15 protein-coding genes are annotated in these 15,401 nt (G+C 66.0%); 9 read left to right on the forward strand and 6 right to left on the reverse strand.

Annotated features, from left to right (window positions below; translation table 11 throughout):
* Positions 1 to 151 precede the first annotated feature (151 nt).
* The 3 genes from NP552_RS16435 to NP552_RS16445 all read left to right on the forward strand — a co-directional run bounded on the left by NP552_RS16435 (position 152) and on the right by NP552_RS16445 (position 2,300).
* A complete protein-coding gene (locus NP552_RS16435; RefSeq protein ID WP_043861124.1) occupies positions 152 to 1,288 on the forward strand; it encodes a sterol desaturase family protein in 1,137 nt (378 codons plus the stop codon).
* 70 nt (positions 1,289 to 1,358) lie between these two features.
* Positions 1,359 to 2,105 carry an SDR family oxidoreductase gene (locus NP552_RS16440; RefSeq protein ID WP_043861123.1) on the forward strand — a complete coding sequence of 249 codons (747 nt, stop codon included), beginning with the start codon at positions 1,359 to 1,361 and terminating at the stop codon, positions 2,103 to 2,105.
* 9 nt (positions 2,106 to 2,114) lie between these two features.
* Positions 2,115 to 2,300, forward strand: a complete 186-nt coding sequence (locus NP552_RS16445; protein ID WP_043861122.1) for a DUF1289 domain-containing protein — start codon at positions 2,115 to 2,117, stop codon at positions 2,298 to 2,300.
* Positions 2,301 to 2,341: 41 nt separating this feature from the next.
* Here the strand turns inward: NP552_RS16445 and ppk2 are convergent, their stop codons facing one another.
* From ppk2 to NP552_RS16465, 4 genes are all read right to left on the reverse strand, one after another.
* Positions 2,342 to 3,376, reverse strand: a complete 1,035-nt coding sequence (gene ppk2, locus NP552_RS16450; RefSeq protein ID WP_043861121.1) for a polyphosphate kinase 2 — start codon at positions 3,374 to 3,376, stop codon at positions 2,342 to 2,344.
* Between the two features lie 205 nt (positions 3,377 to 3,581).
* Entirely contained in the window at positions 3,582 to 4,943 is a 1,362-nt protein-coding gene (locus NP552_RS16455; RefSeq protein ID WP_058540422.1) for an LLM class flavin-dependent oxidoreductase, read from the reverse strand.
* A gap of 17 nt (positions 4,944 to 4,960) precedes the next feature.
* Positions 4,961 to 5,941, reverse strand: a complete 981-nt coding sequence (locus NP552_RS16460) for an aliphatic sulfonate ABC transporter substrate-binding protein (RefSeq protein ID WP_058540421.1) — start codon at positions 5,939 to 5,941, stop codon at positions 4,961 to 4,963.
* A 283-nt stretch (positions 5,942 to 6,224) separates the two neighbouring features.
* Positions 6,225 to 7,148 carry a hypothetical protein gene (locus tag NP552_RS16465; RefSeq protein ID WP_058540420.1) on the reverse strand — a complete coding sequence of 308 codons (924 nt, stop codon included), beginning with the start codon at positions 7,146 to 7,148 and terminating at the stop codon, positions 6,225 to 6,227.
* A gap of 268 nt (positions 7,149 to 7,416) precedes the next feature.
* Here NP552_RS16465 and NP552_RS16470 point away from each other — a divergent pair, with 268 nt between their 5' ends.
* The gene (locus NP552_RS16470) at positions 7,417 to 7,704 is read left to right on the forward strand and encodes a hypothetical protein (RefSeq protein WP_043861117.1); all 288 of its coding nucleotides are present in this window, start codon (positions 7,417 to 7,419) and stop codon (positions 7,702 to 7,704) included.
* A 267-nt stretch (positions 7,705 to 7,971) separates the two neighbouring features.
* A complete protein-coding gene (locus NP552_RS16475) occupies positions 7,972 to 9,168 on the forward strand; it encodes an HPP family protein (protein WP_043861116.1) in 1,197 nt (398 codons plus the stop codon).
* Here the strand turns inward: NP552_RS16475 and NP552_RS16480 are convergent.
* Entirely contained in the window at positions 9,109 to 9,972 is an 864-nt protein-coding gene (locus NP552_RS16480) for a LysR family transcriptional regulator (RefSeq protein WP_274096919.1), read from the reverse strand. The genes NP552_RS16475 and NP552_RS16480 overlap by 60 nt on opposite strands.
* A gap of 144 nt (positions 9,973 to 10,116) precedes the next feature.
* Between NP552_RS16480 and NP552_RS16485 the strand changes: the two genes are divergently transcribed.
* The 4 genes from NP552_RS16485 (at position 10,117) to NP552_RS16500 (ending at position 14,942) form a co-directional block, all read left to right on the forward strand.
* A complete protein-coding gene (locus tag NP552_RS16485; protein ID WP_255000072.1) occupies positions 10,117 to 11,061 on the forward strand; it encodes a LysR family transcriptional regulator in 945 nt (314 codons plus the stop codon).
* Between the two features lie 85 nt (positions 11,062 to 11,146).
* A complete protein-coding gene (locus NP552_RS16490; protein WP_274096920.1) occupies positions 11,147 to 12,559 on the forward strand; it encodes a DOPA decarboxylase in 1,413 nt (470 codons plus the stop codon).
* 206 nt (positions 12,560 to 12,765) lie between these two features.
* Positions 12,766 to 13,935 (forward strand): p-hydroxyphenylacetate 3-hydroxylase oxygenase component, encoded by a 1,170-nt coding sequence (locus tag NP552_RS16495; protein ID WP_274096921.1) that lies wholly within the window; start codon positions 12,766 to 12,768, stop codon positions 13,933 to 13,935.
* A gap of 62 nt (positions 13,936 to 13,997) precedes the next feature.
* Positions 13,998 to 14,942: a p-hydroxyphenylacetate 3-hydroxylase reductase component gene (locus tag NP552_RS16500; protein ID WP_043861111.1), complete on the forward strand. Its 945-nt coding sequence runs from the start codon at positions 13,998 to 14,000 to the stop codon at positions 14,940 to 14,942.
* Positions 14,943 to 15,000: 58 nt separating this feature from the next.
* Here NP552_RS16500 and NP552_RS16505 read toward each other — a convergent pair whose 3' ends face one another.
* Positions 15,001 to 15,390: a VOC family protein gene (locus NP552_RS16505; protein ID WP_054916504.1), complete on the reverse strand. Its 390-nt coding sequence runs from the start codon at positions 15,388 to 15,390 to the stop codon at positions 15,001 to 15,003.
* Between the last annotated feature and the right edge of the window lie 11 nt (positions 15,391 to 15,401).

Consider the following 15,401-nt stretch of genomic DNA (forward strand, 5'->3'; position numbering starts at 1 on the left):
ACTGAGCGCTGCATTACAGATTTGTAAGGTAGGACACTGCCTGCGTGACCTGTGGGAGCACTCGCTCCTCTAACCCCAAACGATGGCGTCGTGCCTGGTCAGGGCGACCATCGGTGATGGAGTACCACAGTCAATCAAGGAAACATGACCCATGCAGGCACTCAAGGCCTACTTCAAGCGTCACGGGCACGAGCCGTTCCGGTTCGGTGAAGGGCGTATCAGCGGCTACCTGTCGGCCATGCTCGGCTTGCTCAGCCTGCTGGCGGTGCTGTGCTTTCTGTTCCCGCAGTGGCTGACCTTCGGCGAGTTCCGCAAGGTCTACAGCGAGCAGTTCGCCCGCACCCTGCTGCTGGCCGGGCTGGTGCTGGCGTTCAGCCTGGGCACCCTCAACATCCTGCTCAACCGGCGCAAGCGCCTGGGCTTCACCGGCATCAGCGCGGCGGGCCTGGCCGTGTTTCTGGGCGGCACCAACATTCAGACCGAAACCATCGGTCAAACCCCGTATTCCCTTGGCCTTGACTGGTTCGTGCTGGCGTTGCTGGTTTCGGCGATCATCTTCATCCCGCTGGAAAAGCTCTACGCCAAGGACCCGCAGCAGAACATCCTGCGCCCGCAGTGGCGCACCGACCTGAGCTACTTCTTCGTCAGCCACATGCTGGTGCAGTTCATCCTGATCTTCGTCACCGCCTCGTCCACCTGGCTGGCCGGCTGGGTGGTGTCCGAAACGCTGCAGGCCAAGGTGCAGAGCCTGCCGATCGTGGTGCAGTTCGTGCTGGCGGTGTTCGTCGCCGACCTGGGGCAGTACTGGCTGCACCGCCTGTACCACGTGGTGCCGTGGATGTGGCGCTTCCATGCGGTGCACCATTCCAGCACCGCGATGGACTGGCTGGCCGGCTCGCGCATCCATTTCGCCGAAATCCTGCTGACCCGCACCGGCGTGCTGGTACCGCTGATCCTGCTGGGCTTCTCGCCGCAGGCGATGAATGCCTACGTGATCCTGGTGGGCGTGCAGGCGGTGCTGGCGCATGCCAACGTGCGAATCGACGGCGGGTGGCTGAACTACGTGCTGGTGATGCCGCGCTACCACCACTGGCACCATGCCCGGCACAAGGACTACATCTACAAGAACTACGCGATCCACCTGCCCCTGGTCGACATGCTGTTCGGCACCTTCAAGCTGCCGCGCAAGGAATGGCCGACCCGCTACGGCGTATTCGGCAAGGACCTGCCCGAAGGCATCGTGCGCCAGCACCTGTACCCGCTGCAAAAGCCCGAGCCCAAGGCCTGATAGCCCTTTGCCCGCTGCCCCATGCTGCGTTAGCCTTGCCGGGTGAACGGCATTGGGGCCAGGAGTATCCATGGACAACGTGATCATCATTACCGGCGCCGGTCGCGGCATTGGCGCGGCCACTGCGCTGGCCGCTGCGCGGGCCGGCTACCGCATCTGCATCAACTACCTTGCCGATGACGCCTCGGCCCATCGCGTGCTGGAGCAGGTGCGCGCGCTGGGTGCCGAGGCGATCACGGTGCGCGCCGATGTCAGCGTCGAGGATGAAATCATCCAGCTGTTCCAGCGTGTCGACAAGGAACTGGGCCGGGTCACGGCGCTGGTCAACAACGCCGGCACCATCGGCCACCAGAGCCGGGTGGAAGAGATGTCCGAGTTTCGCCTGCTCAAGCTGATGAAAACCAACGTGGTGGGGCCGATGCTGTGCGCCAGGCATGCGCTGCAACGCATGTCGACCCGCCATGGCGGGCCGGGCGGTGCCATCGTCAACGTGTCATCGGTGGCCGCGCGGTTGGGTTCGCCCAACGAGTATGTCGACTACGCCGCCTCCAAGGGCGCGCTGGACACCTTCACCCTGGGCCTGGCCAAGGAAGTGGCGGGCGAGGGCGTGCGTGTCAATGGCGTACGGCCGGGCTACATCTTCACCGACTTTCACGCCCTCAGCGGCGATGCCGAGCGGGTCCGCAAGCTGGAACCGGGCATCCCCATGGGCCGTGGCGGGCAGGCGGCCGAAGTGGCCGAAGCGATCCTGTGGCTGCTGTCGGACAAGGCCTCCTACACCACCGGCAGCTTCATCGACCTGGGCGGTGGGCGCTGAGCGCGCAGCATGGCCAAGGATATCGACAACCCGTGCATCTCGGCGTGCAAGCTCAGCGGCGAGCTGTGCGTGAGCTGCGGGCGCAGCAAGGACGAGATCAAGCAGTGGAAGCGCATGAAGCGGCCCGAGAAAATGGCCACGGTGGAGCGGGCGGCCAAGCGCCTGAAGGCCCTGAAGAAGAAAAACAAGCGCTAGGCCGCAGGTAGCGCGCCATCCTGACGCGCCCCCAGCGGTGGTCAGTGGGTGTTGACCAGGTCCTCTTCCTCCAGCCCGCGCGAGGCGCGGCCGACCAGCAACGGGTCGGGCTGGTGGGCGACTTTCGGGTCCTTGTCGGGGTAGTCCAGCGTGTGCAGGAAGTGGCGGATGCAGTTCAGGCGCGCCCGCTTCTTGTCGTCCGACTTGATCACGGTCCACGGTGCATCGGCAGTATCGGTGTGGAAGTACATCGCCTCCTTGGCGGCGGTGTACTCGTCCCACTTGTCCAGCGACTTGATGTCGATGGGCGAGAGCTTCCAGTGCTTGAGCGGGTCGTCACGGCGCGAGATGAACCGGCGCAGTTGCTCTTCGCGGTTCACCGAGAACCAGAACTTGAACAGCAGGATGCCGCTGTTGCACAGCATGCGTTCAAGCTCCGGGGTCTGACGCATGAACTCCAGGTACTGCATCGGCGTGCAGAAGTCCATCACCCGCTCGACGCCGGCGCGGTTGTACCAGGAGCGGTCGAAGAAGACCATTTCACCGGCGGTGGGCAGGTGCTGGATATAGCGCTGGAAGTACCACTGGCCCTTCTCCTGGTCGGAAGGTTTTTCCAGGGCCACGATACGTGCGCCACGCGGGTTCAGGTGCTCCATGAAGCGCTTGATGGTGCCGCCCTTGCCGGCGGCATCGCGGCCTTCGAACAGCACCACGATGCGCTGGCCGGTGGCTTTTACCCAGTTCTGTACCTTCAGCAGCTCTATCTGCAGCTCATGCTTGGCCTTTTCGTACTCGGCGCGGCGCATGCGGTTGCGGTAGGGGTAATTGGCGGGCAGGGCGGCAGACACGCTGTCTTCGTTGGAGCCGCGACGCGGCGCACTGGCCACCTGCAGCGCGGCAGGCTCGTGGCTGATGGCACTGATTTCGATTTCGGCAGGGATCACCTGAGCAGGCTTGCGCGGGGCGCGTGGGCGGCGCGAACGAGTGACGGCCGCTTTGGGCGTGGCCGGCGAGCTGCTGTCGTTGGACGAGGCGGATGGCAGGGGCAGGGGGTGTACGGTGGATTCTTCGCTCATGGTGGGCCTGTTTTGCGTTCTGATTTCCTCTATCTAGTGTAGGAGTGTGATTTTGCGATCTGTTGATCCTGGTCAATAGCGTGGAGGCAAGTGGCCATATATCACGCGGTAACGGTGGTGCTGCAATCGCGGGTCAAGCCCGCTCCCACAGAAACCGTCGAACCTGTGGGAGCGGGCTTGACCCGCGATTGCAGACGGCACGGTCTCAGATCTGCACCAACCGCCCCGCATGCTCGGCCGGCAACCGATCCCCACGCCCGAACAGCTTGTGGCGCAAGGTGCCCGCCTCATACTCGGTGCGATAGCGCCCGCGCCGCTGCAGTTCCGGCACCACCTTGTCGACCACCGCCTGCAGGTCATCCGGCACCACCGCGTAGGTGAGGTTGAAGCCGTCGATGCCGGTGGCATCCAGCCACTGCTCCAGCTGGTCGGCAATCTCCACCGGCGACCCCAGCAGCACCGGGCCACGCCCGCCCAGGCTGACGAACTCCGCCGCCTCGCGCACGGTCCAGCGCCGGTTCGGGTCCGACCTGGTAAAGGCGGCCAGCGCTGTGCGCCCGGCATCGTTTTCGATGTACTCGATCAGCGCATCCGGCTCCAGGTTGGAAAAATCGATGCCGGTCCAGCCCGACAGCAAGGCCAGCGCCGCCTCGATATCCACGTACTGGCGGTACTCGTCCAGCCTGGCCTGGGCCGCTTCGCGCGTGTCACCCACGATCAGCAGCGCCTGCGCGTATATCAGCACCTCGCCTTCCTGGCGCCCGGCCTCGCGCGTGGCCTGGCGAATGCCGTCCACATAGCTGCGCAGTACCGTCTGGGTCGGGCCGCTGATAAACACGCATTCGGCATGGGTAGCGGCAAAGCGCTGCCCGCGTGCCGAGGCGCCGGCCTGGAACAGCACCGGGGTGCGTTGTGGCGATGGTTCGCTCAGGTGCACGCCAGGCACCTGGAAGTGCGCACCGGCATGCCCGATCGGGTGCACCCGCGCAGGCTCCACGAACACCCCGCGGGCCCGGTCGCGGACCACCGCATCGTCGTCCCAGCTCTTCTCCCACAGCTTGTAGAGCACCTGCAGGTACTCCTCGGCCAGCTCGTAACGCTCGTCGTGGGCCAGCTGTCGGGCCAGCCCCAGGTTGCGCGCGGCGCTGTCCAGGTAGCCGGTGACGATGTTCCAGCCCACCCGCCCGTCGCTCAGGTGATCGAGGGTCGACATGCGCCGGGCGAACGGGTACGGGTGCTCATAGGTGAGGCTGAAGGTGATGCCGAAGCCCAGGTGCTCGGTGACCCCGGCCATGGCCGGCACGATCAGCAACGGATCGTTCACCGGTACCTGCACGCCGCCGCGCAGGGCTGCGTCGTGGCTGCCCTGGTACACGTCGTACACGCCCAGCACATCCGCGATGAACAGCGCGTCGAAACGTCCGCGCTCCAGCAGCCTGGCCAGCCCGGTCCAGTAGCTCAGGCGATTGAAATCGCTGCTGGTGTTGCGTGGGTGGCGCCACAGCCCCGGCGACTGGTGCGTGGCGGCGTTCATGCTGAAGGCGTTGAAACGGATGGGCTTGGACATGCTCGAATCGCTCGCGGTCAAGGCAGTACGGAGACGGGGTACACGGCGTCGGCGACCTTGAGCGGCTTGGGAATCAGGCCCAGGCCCTGGAAGGTGTCCGCCAGCTTCTGCTGTTCGGCCGTGATCTCGGGGGTGATGGCCACCGCGTTGTAGTTGCGACGCTCGCTGGCCACTTCCAGCACGTCGGCGCCGATACCCAGTTGCGGAGCCAGCAGGGCCGCCACTTCCTTGGGTTTTGCGTTGGCCCAGTTGCTGACCTTGCCCAGCTCGGTGAAGAAGGTCTTGAGCACACCACGGTTCTCGTCGGCAAAGGCTGGCGAAGACAGGTAGAAGGTGCGGTTGTTGGTCAGCCCGGTGCCGTCGCGCAGGGTCTTGAGGCCGGGTTGTTTTTCCGCTGCGGCGAGGAAGGGGTCCCACAGGGTCACGGCCTTGACGCTGCCCGATTGCAGGGCGGCCACGGCATCGGCGGCGTTGTTGACGTAGGCCGGGTCGATGTCCTTGTAGCTCAGGCCGGTGTCCTGCAGGGCCACGGCCAGCAGATACTGGGCATTCCAGCCGCGACCGGTGGCCACGCGCTGGCCCTTGAGGGCGGCGATATCGGCGACCTTGTCCTGCTCGCGCACCACAATGCCGATGCCGCGCGGGTAGGGCTGTTCGGCGGCCAGGTACACCACCGACTTGCCCGACGCCTGGGCGAACACCGACGGCGCATCGGCGGCGTGCCCCAGGTCGATGGCGCCGGTGCTCAGGGCCTCGAGCAACTGCGGGCCGGCGGCGAACTCGTACCAGCTGACCTTGATGCCTTGCGGCGCCAGGGCTTTTTCCAGGGCGCCGGAGCCCTTGAGAATGTTGACGCTGTTGAACTTCTGGTAGCCGATACGCAGGTTCTTGGTTGGCTCGGCGTAGGCGGCCGGGCCAGGCAGTACCAGGCTGGCGAGCGCGGCAAAGGCACCGCCAAGCAGCACGCGGCGCAGGGTCGAAGGAGGTTTGCTGGACATGGTGAGGGCTCCGCAGGCGGGTTCGTCAGGTGTTTTCTGGTAGGGCCTGAAAGTAAAGGCTGACGCCCGCGGAGTGCAATTTTTTTATTACTTTTAGTTAGAATAAATAGTTATTTTTATATCCTTTTTGAATTTATCGGCCGCGCCAGTCGCCCACAAAAAAGCCCCCGACGGGTCGGGGGCTTTGGGTGTGCATCAATGCATGAACAAGGCGATCAGAATGATGATCGGGATAGGCACACCGAGGAAGAACAGCAGTATCGAGCGCATGGTGAATCTCCTGTCAGAGGGTACGGGCAGTGGTGGGGTCGACGCGCACCGGGTCGGCCGCCAGGAACACGGCGGCATCACGGCGACGGCCACCCCAGATGGCGAACAGGCTGGCGAAGAACGCGCCGCACAGCAGGGCCACGAACATCCACAGCGCAGAGGCGGCAGCGGCCTTGCGTGCGGCGTCGGCCAGTTGCTTGGCCTCTTCGATGGCCTGGCGGGCTTCGGCGAACACGGTGTCGATGCGCTGTTCGGCTTCTGCCTGGCTGATCTGGGTGCGCTGGGCAATCACGTTGGCCAGGTAGGTACGGTCTTCGGCGTTCAGCTGGCCGTCGGCCAGGCCACGCACGAAGATGCGCGCGGCAATGCCGTGGGCCGCGTCATCGGTGACCGCCACCGGGCGTTCGTCACGGAACAGCATGTCGATGAAGTAGGCCGAATCGTCATTGCTCGCCTTGCTGCTGTTGGCAGCCGCGCCGGCACCGGCCGCAGCCACGCCAGAGGCCGCCATCGCGCCGGCCTGGACGCCGCCGCTCACCACCGAGCTCACCGAACCCACCACCAGCACCGCAGTTACCAGCGTGGCAAAGGCCCAGGCCAGGAAACCGTGGGCGGTATCGCGGAAATACACTTCATCGCCATGCAGGTTGGCCCATTTGACCCGCAGCCGCCCGGCGATGTAGCCGCCCAGGCCCGAGGCAATGATCTGCGTAAGCGCCAGCCACACGATGCTCGAAATACCCAGTTGCTTGGCCGTGGCGCCATCACCCGGCCACGGCGAGACAGCCGAGAACCCCAGGCCGAAGCCCAGCACGATAAGGATCAGCGACAGTGCGGCGGCACCGGTGGCACCGGCGAAGATGGCCGCCCAGGACACCCCTGAGTGGCTGGAGGTGTCCCCCGCGGGGACGGCGTAGGTATCGGCACTTGTAATCATTGTTGGTGCTCCAGTCATGAAATGGGTCTTCCCCCTCCTGTAGAGCAGTTGCTGTGCCAAATGCTACGAAATATTTATCCTTTCAAAATCAATCAGTTGTAAAACCGAACCGTCCTAAGGCCATGCAGCCTGCATGAGTGCCCGTTTTGCCTCATGCAAATTGCAACCTTGCGCCCGACGGGGATTCCCCACACCCCGCCTGGTGGCTTACCCTAGCCGCCGGTTGGCGCCAGTGGGCGTCACGCATTCCTGCCGTTGGAGCTCTAGCATGTATCAAGACACCGCCACCGTGACCGTCAGCGCCGAATACGCAGGCAAGGAGACCGAGGCCGTGGACAATGCCAATGTGTTGATCGGGTTGAAGGTCGATGGCGAAACCCGCTTCACGGTCGAGTTCAACGGCAAGCTGGACGCCCCGCAGGACCCCACCCACATCTGCGTCACCCTGAGCAACGGCCTGTCCTATCACGGCGAGATCACCGATGGCAGGGCCGATGAAGTGGGTGGCTACATCGCCTTCGACTGCGACGGCATCGACCCGGCACTGCTTGGCTGATTCGGCCGTTCAGGCCCGGTCAGCGGCAGGAGCGCAGCCTTGCGCTCCTGCCAGAACCCTCCCGCCGGCTCATCCAGCAAAATAATTGCACTCAAGCTGCATTTTTTTGCGTTGGAGCCCATCCCCGCTTTTGTTCAGACTGCGCGCATCCGAACCCCCGGATTTCCATCTCCAGGGACGGAGCCCTTTGCGTATTGCCCCCTCGCGATACAAAGCCCCCTCGTCTTGGGCGGGCTTCTTTTATTTCAACAGGTACCAGGTCGTCGCATGTCCACCCGCCGTCTGAACAACTGGCTCGATCGCTTCATCCCCGCCGCGTTGCATATCCCGCCCAAAGAGTGGCTGCGGGCCGGCCTTGGCGCCGTGCTCGGCCTGCTGGTGGCCGGCGGGCTGTGCAGCGTGCTGTTCGGCAACGCCGTCACCCTGCACCTGATGGCCCCGCTGGCTGCGTCGGCGGTGCTGCTGTTCGGGGTGTCTTCGGGCGCACTGTCGCAGCCCTGGCCGCTGCTGGGCAGCTACAGCTGCGCGATGCTGGTGGGCCTGGTGCTGCACCACTGGCTGGGCGCGAGCCTGGTGGTGGTGTGCATGGCGCTGGTGCTGGTGGTGCTGCTGATGTGCCTGCTGCGCTGCCTGCACCCGCCGGGCGCGGCACTGGCGGTCAGCCTGGCGATGGCCGACCCGTCGCTGGCGAGCCTGGGCGCCCAGGTGGTCGAGCCGGTGCTGCTCAATGCCCTGTGCCTGCTGCTGGTGGCAGTGGTGTACAACCGCCTGACCGGCGTGCGCTACCCCAAGATCGTCGCCCCGCGGCCCGACCTGCACCGTACCCAGGATGCGCCCGTGAGCGAGCGGGTAGGGGTGAGTGCCGGCGACCTGGACCGCGCATTGAATGAACTGGGCGAGTTCGTCGACGTGACCCGTGATGATCTGGAGCGCATCATCCTGGCCACCGAGCGCCATGCCTTGCAGCGCAGCCTGGGCGGCATGACGGCTGCCCGGGTGATGTCGCGCGACGTGCAGTCCGCCAGCCCGGACACCACGCTTGAGCAAGCCTTCAAGATGCTGGGCGAGCATCGCCTGAAGATCCTCCCCGTGCTCGACGAGGCGCGCCAGCTGGTGGGTATCGTCAGCGTCGGCGACCTGCTCGATTCGGCAATGGCCGCACGCCGTTTCAGCTGGCGCGCGCTGTTCGGCCGGCGTCGCCCGGTGCGCCTGGAACAGGTCATGACCAAACCGGTACGCAGCGTGAACAGCGACGAACCGGCGGTGGCCCTGATCCCGCTGCTGTGCGACCAGGGCCTGCATTGCCTGCCGGTGCTCGAAGCCGGGCAACTGGTCGGGGTGGTCACCCAGACCGACCTGATCGGCGCGCTGCACCAGCAACTGCTGCAGCGCGAGCAGGCCGGTCTAGATCAGCGGGTCCCAGCGCTGGGACCAGTCACTGTCCCCCGCGACCACGCCGCGTAACAGGCCAAACGCCTGTTGCAGCGCTGCCGAGTCGCGCTCGCGGGCGTACACCAGGTAGGTCGGGTAGGTGAACTCCGGCGCCTGCAATACCCGTTCGAGCACGCCGCAGTCCAGGTAGCTCTGCACCACGCGGGCGCGAAAGTAGCCGCTGCCGCCGTGTTCGAGGATGTACTGCAAGGCCATCGGGCCGAGGTTGAAGCTCAAGGCAGGGCGCGCGTGCTCGGGCAGCGCCGCGTCATGCTGGCGGCGGAACGCCTCGCCCCAGTCGATGTAGATATACGGCTCGGGCTGGCCGGCACGGCGTACGCACACCAGCTTCTCTTCCAGCAATTGCTCCACCTGCACCCCCGGGCCGTACCCCGGCTGGTACACCAGCGCGGCATCCAGCAGGCCCATGTCCAGTTTGCGCAGCAGCGTGTCGCTGTCGCCCACCTCGCTGCGGATCGCATGGCTGGGCACCTTCTGATGCAGTACGCGAACCCAGTCCAGCAGCAGCGGGTTGCACAGGCTGACTTCGCCGCCGATGTGCAGCACCTGGTAGCCGCCGGCGGGCAACGGCAGGTCGCGCCGCGCCGCCTCCCAGGTGTGCACCAGCTGGTTGGCGTAGGCCACGAAGCCCTTGCCGTCGGCGGTCAGGCTGGCGCCGTTGCGGCTGCGCACGAACAATTGGCAGCCGAGCAACTGCTCGAGCTTCTGCACCCGTGCGCTGATCGCGGTCTGGGTCACGTGCAGATGCTCTGCGGCGGCCACCAGGCTGCCGCTGCGCACGATTTCGATGAAGGTACGCGCCAGGTCGATATCCATGGGGGCCTCGTGTTCTACGAGCGCACAGTCTAGAGCTTTCAGTGCCCTTGTAGGAGTCGGCCTTGCCGGCGAAGGCCACGCAACGGATTTTGCATCAGGTACAAAACCCCTTAGCCTAGGGCGACTACACAGCCGGAGCGCGCCTTGAACCCCACCTTCGCCTCGTTGAGCCTTGCGCACCTGCGTACCCTCGACACGCTGTTGCAGCTCAAGAACCTCAGCCATGCCGCCGAGCGCCTGGGCAGCAGCCAGTCGGTGCTCAGCCGCCAGCTGGCGCACATGCGCGAAGCCTTCGACGACCCGCTGCTGGTTCGCCAGGGCCGCGGCTATGTACTCAGCGAACGGGCCCAGGCGCTGGTGCTGCCCCTGCGCCAGGTACTGGGCGAGCTCGACGCCCTGCGCCAACCCGAGGCCTTCAGCCCGCAGCGCTGCGAGCGGCGATTCTGCCTGGCCGCCTCCGACTACATCGCCGAACACATGCTGCCGTTGCTGGTCAGCCGCCTGGCCGAGCAGGCGCCGGGGGTGTCGATCGACTACCGCAGCTGGTCGCCGGACCAGTTCGAACGCCTGGCCAGCGGTGAAATCGACCTGGCCACCACGCTGTTCGACAGCGCCCCGGCCAACCTGCACGGGCGCATGCTCGGCGAGGATCGCGCGGTGTGCCTGATGCACCGCGAACACCCGCTGGCCCGGCACGCCGAGTTGAGCCAGGACGACTACCTGGCCCGGGGGCACGTGCGCATCTGTGGCGGCGGCGACAAGGACAGCTTCATCGACCGCCACCTGCGCGGCCAGGGCCTTGCCCGGCGCATCACCCTGCAGGTGCCGTTCTTCTCGGCGGCGGTGCAGGTGGTGTGCGCCAGCCAGACACTGGTCACCGTGCCCGAGCACATCGCCCGCCAGCTCAGCCGCCTGCACCCGGTGGTGTGGCGCCCGCTGGCGTTCGTCGAACACACCCAGCGCTACTGGGTGGTGTGGCACCAGCGCCTGCAGGCTTCGGCCGAGCACCGCTGGTTTCGTGCGCAGGTGTTCGAGCTGTGGCAGCAGTCGCAGTTCGGCGTCACCGGCAGCTATGTGGATTCGCCATAGCAGCTATGCGCGGCGCGGCGTGTTTCAGCGGCCAGCCAGCGCCTAGACTCGCTGGCACTGCAATCACCCCCACAGGAGCCAGCGCGTGAGCCCAGAAGAATTTCGCCAGCAAGGTCACCAACTGATCGACCGCATCGCCGATTACCGTGTCAATGTCGCCAGCCTGCCGGTCATGGCCCAGGTCGAGCCGGGCTACCTGAAGAATGCCTTGCCCCAGGCCGCGCCGCAGCAGGGCGAACCCTTCGAGCAGATCCTCGCCGACGTGGACCAGCTGGTGATGCCCGGCCTGTCGCACTGGCAGCACCCGGACTTCTTCGGCTACTTCCCCTCCAACGGCACGCTGTCTTCGGTGCTGGGCGACTTTCTCAGCACCGGCCTGGGCGTGCTCGGCCTGTCGTGGCAGTCGAGCCCGGCGCTGAGCGAGCTGGAGGAGACCACGGTCGACTGGCTGCGCCAGATGATCGGCCTGTCCGGTGCCTGGAGTGGGGTGATCCAGGACACCGCCTCCAGCAGCACGCTGGTGGCGCTGATCTGCGCCCGCGAGCGCGCCAGCGACTACGCGCTGGTCAAGGGTGGCCTGCAAGCGCAGGCCCGGCCGCTGATGATCTACACCAGCGCCCAGGCCCACAGCTCGGTAGACAAGGCCGCGCTGCTGGCCGGCTTCGGCAAGCACAACATCCGCTACATCGAAGTCGACGAAGCCTTCGCCATGCGCCCTGAAGCGCTGGCAGCGGCCATCGAGCAGGACCTTGCCGCAGGGCTGCAACCATGCGCGGTGGTCGCCACCACCGGCACCACGGCCACCACCGCCCTCGACCCGCTCGAACCGATCGGCCGCATCGCCCGCGCCCATGGCCTGTGGCTGCATGTGGACTCGGCCATGGCCGGTTCGGCGATGATCCTGCCCGAATGCCGCTGGATGTGGACCGGCATCGAGCAGGCCGACTCCATCGTGGTCAATGCGCACAAATGGCTGGGGGTGGCGTTCGACTGCTCGCTGTATTTCGTGCGTGACCCGCAGCACCTGATCCGTGTGATGAGCACCAACCCCAGCTACCTGCAGTCGGCGGTCGATGGCGAAGTGAAGAACCTGCGCGACTGGGGCATCCCGCTGGGGCGCAGGTTTCGTGCGTTGAAGCTGTGGTTCATGTTGCGCAGCGAAGGCGTGGAAGGCTTGCAGCAACGCCTGCGCCGCGACCTGGGCAATGCTCGCTGGCTTGAACAGCAGGTAGGTGCGGCGCCGGGCTGGGAGGTGCTGGCGCCGGTGCAGTTGCAGACCCTGTGCATTCGTCACCAGCCTGGCGGGCTGGAAGGCGAGGCACTGGACCGCCACACCCGCGCCTGGGCCGACCGGCTCAATGCGTCGGGCGCGGCGTATGTGACCCCGGCGACGTTGAACGGGCAGTGGATGGTGCGGGTGTCGGTGGGCGCGTTGCCCACCGAGCGCGAGCATGTGGCAAGGCTGTGGGAGCGGTTGCAGCAGGTGGTCAAGGGCTGATCCCTGCGGCCCCTTCGCCGGCAAGGCCGGCTCCTACCGATAGTAGGCGCCGGCCTTGCCGGCGAAGAGGCCCATGAAAAGTACAACCTTGCCTCTGGAAGGTGCATTTTCCCCCCGTCACACCCATCCCATACTGGCCCTGCATCCGCCGCCAGCTGCCCACCTCGCAGCCCGGCCCGGACATCCAATAATAAGCAGGGCCCTCCATGAAAAAGCCAAACCCGCTGCTTGAAGACCTCAAGCCACTGTTGCCGACCATCGCCGCCAACGCCGCCCGTGCCGAGCAGGATCGCCAGGTACCCGCCGAAAACATCGCGCTGCTCAAGGGCATCGGCCTGCACCGCACCTTCCAGCCCAAGCTGTATGGCGGCCTGGAAATTTCCCTGCCCGAATTCGCCGACTGCATCGCCGCGCTGGCCGGTGCCTGTGCCAGTACCGCCTGGGCCATGAGCCTGCTGTGCACCCACAGCCACCAGCTGGCGATGTTCCCGGCCCGGTTGCAGGAAGAGATCTGGGGCACCGACCGCGACGCCACTGCCAGCAGCAGCATCGCGCCGTTCGGGCGTATCGAGGAGGTCGAGGGCGGCCTGCTGTTCAGCGGTGAGATGGGCTGGAGCAGCGGCAGCGACCATGCCGAATGGGCCATCGTCGGCTGCCGCCGCGCCAACGCCGAAGGCACCCAGGACTACTGCTTCGCCGTGCTGCCGCGCAGCGACTACGTGATCCGCGACGACTGGCACGCTGCGGGCATGAAGGGCAGCGGCACCAAGACCCTGCTCATCGACAAGGCCTTCGTGCCCGAGTACCGCATCCAGAAAGCCAAGGACATGATGGAAGGCAAGTCCGCCGGCTTCGGCCTGTACCCGGACAGCAAGGTGTTCTATTCGCCGTACCGGCCGTACTTCGCCAGTGGCTTTTCCACGGTCAGCCTGGGGGTGGCCGAGCGCATGCTCCAGGCCTTCCGCGAGAAGACCGCCAACCGCGTGCGCGCCTACACCGGCGCTGCGGTTGGCGCAGCCACCCCCGCATTGATGCGCCTGGCCGAGTCCACCCACCAGGTGGCCGCCGCGCGGGCCTTTCTCGAAAAAACCTGGCAGGAGCACGCCGACCACAGCGCCCGCCACCAGTACCCCAGCCGCGAGACCCTGGCGTTCTGGCGCACCAACCAGGGCTATGCGGTGAAGATGTGCATCCAGGCCGTGGATCGCCTGTTCGAAGCCGCGGGCGGCACCGCCTGGTTCGAGGCCAACGAGATGCAGCGCCTGTGGCGCGACTCGCACATGACCGGCGCCCATGCCTACACCGACTACGACGTCTGCGCGCAGATCCTCGGTCGCGAGCTGATGGGCCTGGAGCCCGACCCGAGCATGGTGTGAACACCGCGCCCGGCCCATAACAACAACGTACGGCTGCCCTGGCGGCAGCCGGGGAGTCTTGCATGTCTACTGAACCTGCCGTGGCCTTCGACAGCCGCGCGTTCCGCCGCGCCCTGGGCAACTTCGCCACCGGCGTCACCGTGGTCACCGCCGCCGATGCCGCGGGCAACAAGGTCGGGGTCACGGCCAACAGCTTCAATTCGGTCTCGCTGGACCCGCCGCTGATCCTCTGGAGCCTGGACAAGCGCTCCAGCAGCCTCGCGGTGTTCGAGGCCGCCAGCCACTTTGCGGTGAATATCCTGGCCGCCGACCAGATCGAGCTGTCGAACAACTTCGCCAAGCCACGGGAGGACCGCTTTGCCGGCATCGAGCACCGGGCGGGCGAGGGGGGCGCACCGCTGCTGGCCGATTGCGCCGCGTGCTTCCAGTGCGAACGCCATCAGCTGCTCGACGGCGGTGACCACTGGATCATGCTGGGCAAGGTGGTAGCGTTCGACGATGGCGGGCGTTCGCCGTTGCTCTACCACCAGGGTGCGTACTCGATGGTGCTGCCGCACACCCGCATGACCCGACGCGAAGAGGGGCAGGCCCCCAGCAGCCATTTTCAGGGGCGCCTGAGCCACAACCTGTACTACCTGATGACCCAGGCGCTGCGTGCCTACCAAGCCAGTTACCAGCCGCGCCAGCTGTCCAGTGGCTTGCGCACCAGCGAGGCGCGCATGCTGATGGTGCTGGAGAACGATGCGGGGTTGAACCTGGCCGACCTGCAGCGCGAGGTGGCGATGCCGGCGCGAGAGATCGACGAGGCGGTGGCCAACCTCAAGCGCAAGGGGCTGGTGTGCGACAGCGAGGCGGCCGGGCATGTGCGCCTGAGCGTGGCCGGCATCGACCAGACCGAGGCCCTGTGGACGATTGCGCGCGAGCAGCAGGACACGGTGTTTGCCGCGTTCAGCGACGAGCAGATCGAGACGTTCAAGACGGTGCTCAAGGCAGTGATTCGCGCGTGAGCCAAAGGCTTTGCCAAGGACGGCCCCTGTAGGCGCCAGCCTTGCTGGCCAAGCGCTTTCAACCCATCGGCGAGCACAGCTCCACCAGCACCCCGGCCGGGCAGCGCAAGTAGGAAACCGTCTGGCCCCAGGGCTTGCTCTGCGGCGCCCTGATTTCCTCGGCGCCGTTGACCAGGGCATTGGCGTGGGCCGCCGCGACCTTCTCGGTCACCAGCGCGATCTCCATGCCCAGGGGCTTGTGGCTGTTGCTGGCGGCAACGAAACCTTCCGGGAAATTCGACTCGCCCAGTTCCAGCGACGCGAAGGCCAGGGTGGTTGGCCCGGTGTCCAGCTCGCCGTAATCGCCGGACTCATGCAGAAAACGACGCTTCAGGCCGAAGGCATTCTCGAAGAAGCTCAACGATGCCTCAACATCGGGTACATAAACGATGGTGTAGCCCAGTTTCATACACATTCCTT

Origin of the sequence: Pseudomonas sp. 8209, assembly GCF_028682105.1 — a bacterium.
Taxonomy (GTDB): domain Bacteria; phylum Pseudomonadota; class Gammaproteobacteria; order Pseudomonadales; family Pseudomonadaceae; genus Aquipseudomonas; species Aquipseudomonas palmensis.

What these genes read in the sequence shown, in the direction of transcription:
- NP552_RS16435 (WP_043861124.1), top strand. Translation starts at nt 152, where the DNA reads ATGCAGGCACTCAAGGCCTACTTCAAGCGTCACGGGCACGAGCCGTTC.
- NP552_RS16440 (WP_043861123.1), top strand. Translation starts at nt 1,359, where the DNA reads ATGGACAACGTGATCATCATTACCGGCGCCGGTCGCGGCATTGGCGCG.
- NP552_RS16445 (WP_043861122.1), top strand. Translation starts at nt 2,115, where the DNA reads ATGGCCAAGGATATCGACAACCCGTGCATCTCGGCGTGCAAGCTCAGC.
- ppk2 (WP_043861121.1), bottom strand. Translation starts at nt 3,376, where the DNA reads ATGAGCGAAGAATCCACCGTACACCCCCTGCCCCTGCCATCCGCCTCG.
- NP552_RS16455 (WP_058540422.1), bottom strand. Translation starts at nt 4,943, where the DNA reads ATGTCCAAGCCCATCCGTTTCAACGCCTTCAGCATGAACGCCGCCACG.
- NP552_RS16460 (WP_058540421.1), bottom strand. Translation starts at nt 5,941, where the DNA reads ATGTCCAGCAAACCTCCTTCGACCCTGCGCCGCGTGCTGCTTGGCGGT.
- NP552_RS16465 (WP_058540420.1), bottom strand. Translation starts at nt 7,148, where the DNA reads ATGATTACAAGTGCCGATACCTACGCCGTCCCCGCGGGGGACACCTCC.
- NP552_RS16470 (WP_043861117.1), top strand. Translation starts at nt 7,417, where the DNA reads ATGTATCAAGACACCGCCACCGTGACCGTCAGCGCCGAATACGCAGGC.
- NP552_RS16475 (WP_043861116.1), top strand. Translation starts at nt 7,972, where the DNA reads ATGTCCACCCGCCGTCTGAACAACTGGCTCGATCGCTTCATCCCCGCC.
- NP552_RS16480 (WP_274096919.1), bottom strand. Translation starts at nt 9,972, where the DNA reads ATGGATATCGACCTGGCGCGTACCTTCATCGAAATCGTGCGCAGCGGC.
- NP552_RS16495 (WP_274096921.1), top strand. Translation starts at nt 12,766, where the DNA reads ATGAAAAAGCCAAACCCGCTGCTTGAAGACCTCAAGCCACTGTTGCCG.
- NP552_RS16500 (WP_043861111.1), top strand. Translation starts at nt 13,998, where the DNA reads ATGTCTACTGAACCTGCCGTGGCCTTCGACAGCCGCGCGTTCCGCCGC.
- NP552_RS16505 (WP_054916504.1), bottom strand. Translation starts at nt 15,390, where the DNA reads ATGAAACTGGGCTACACCATCGTTTATGTACCCGATGTTGAGGCATCG.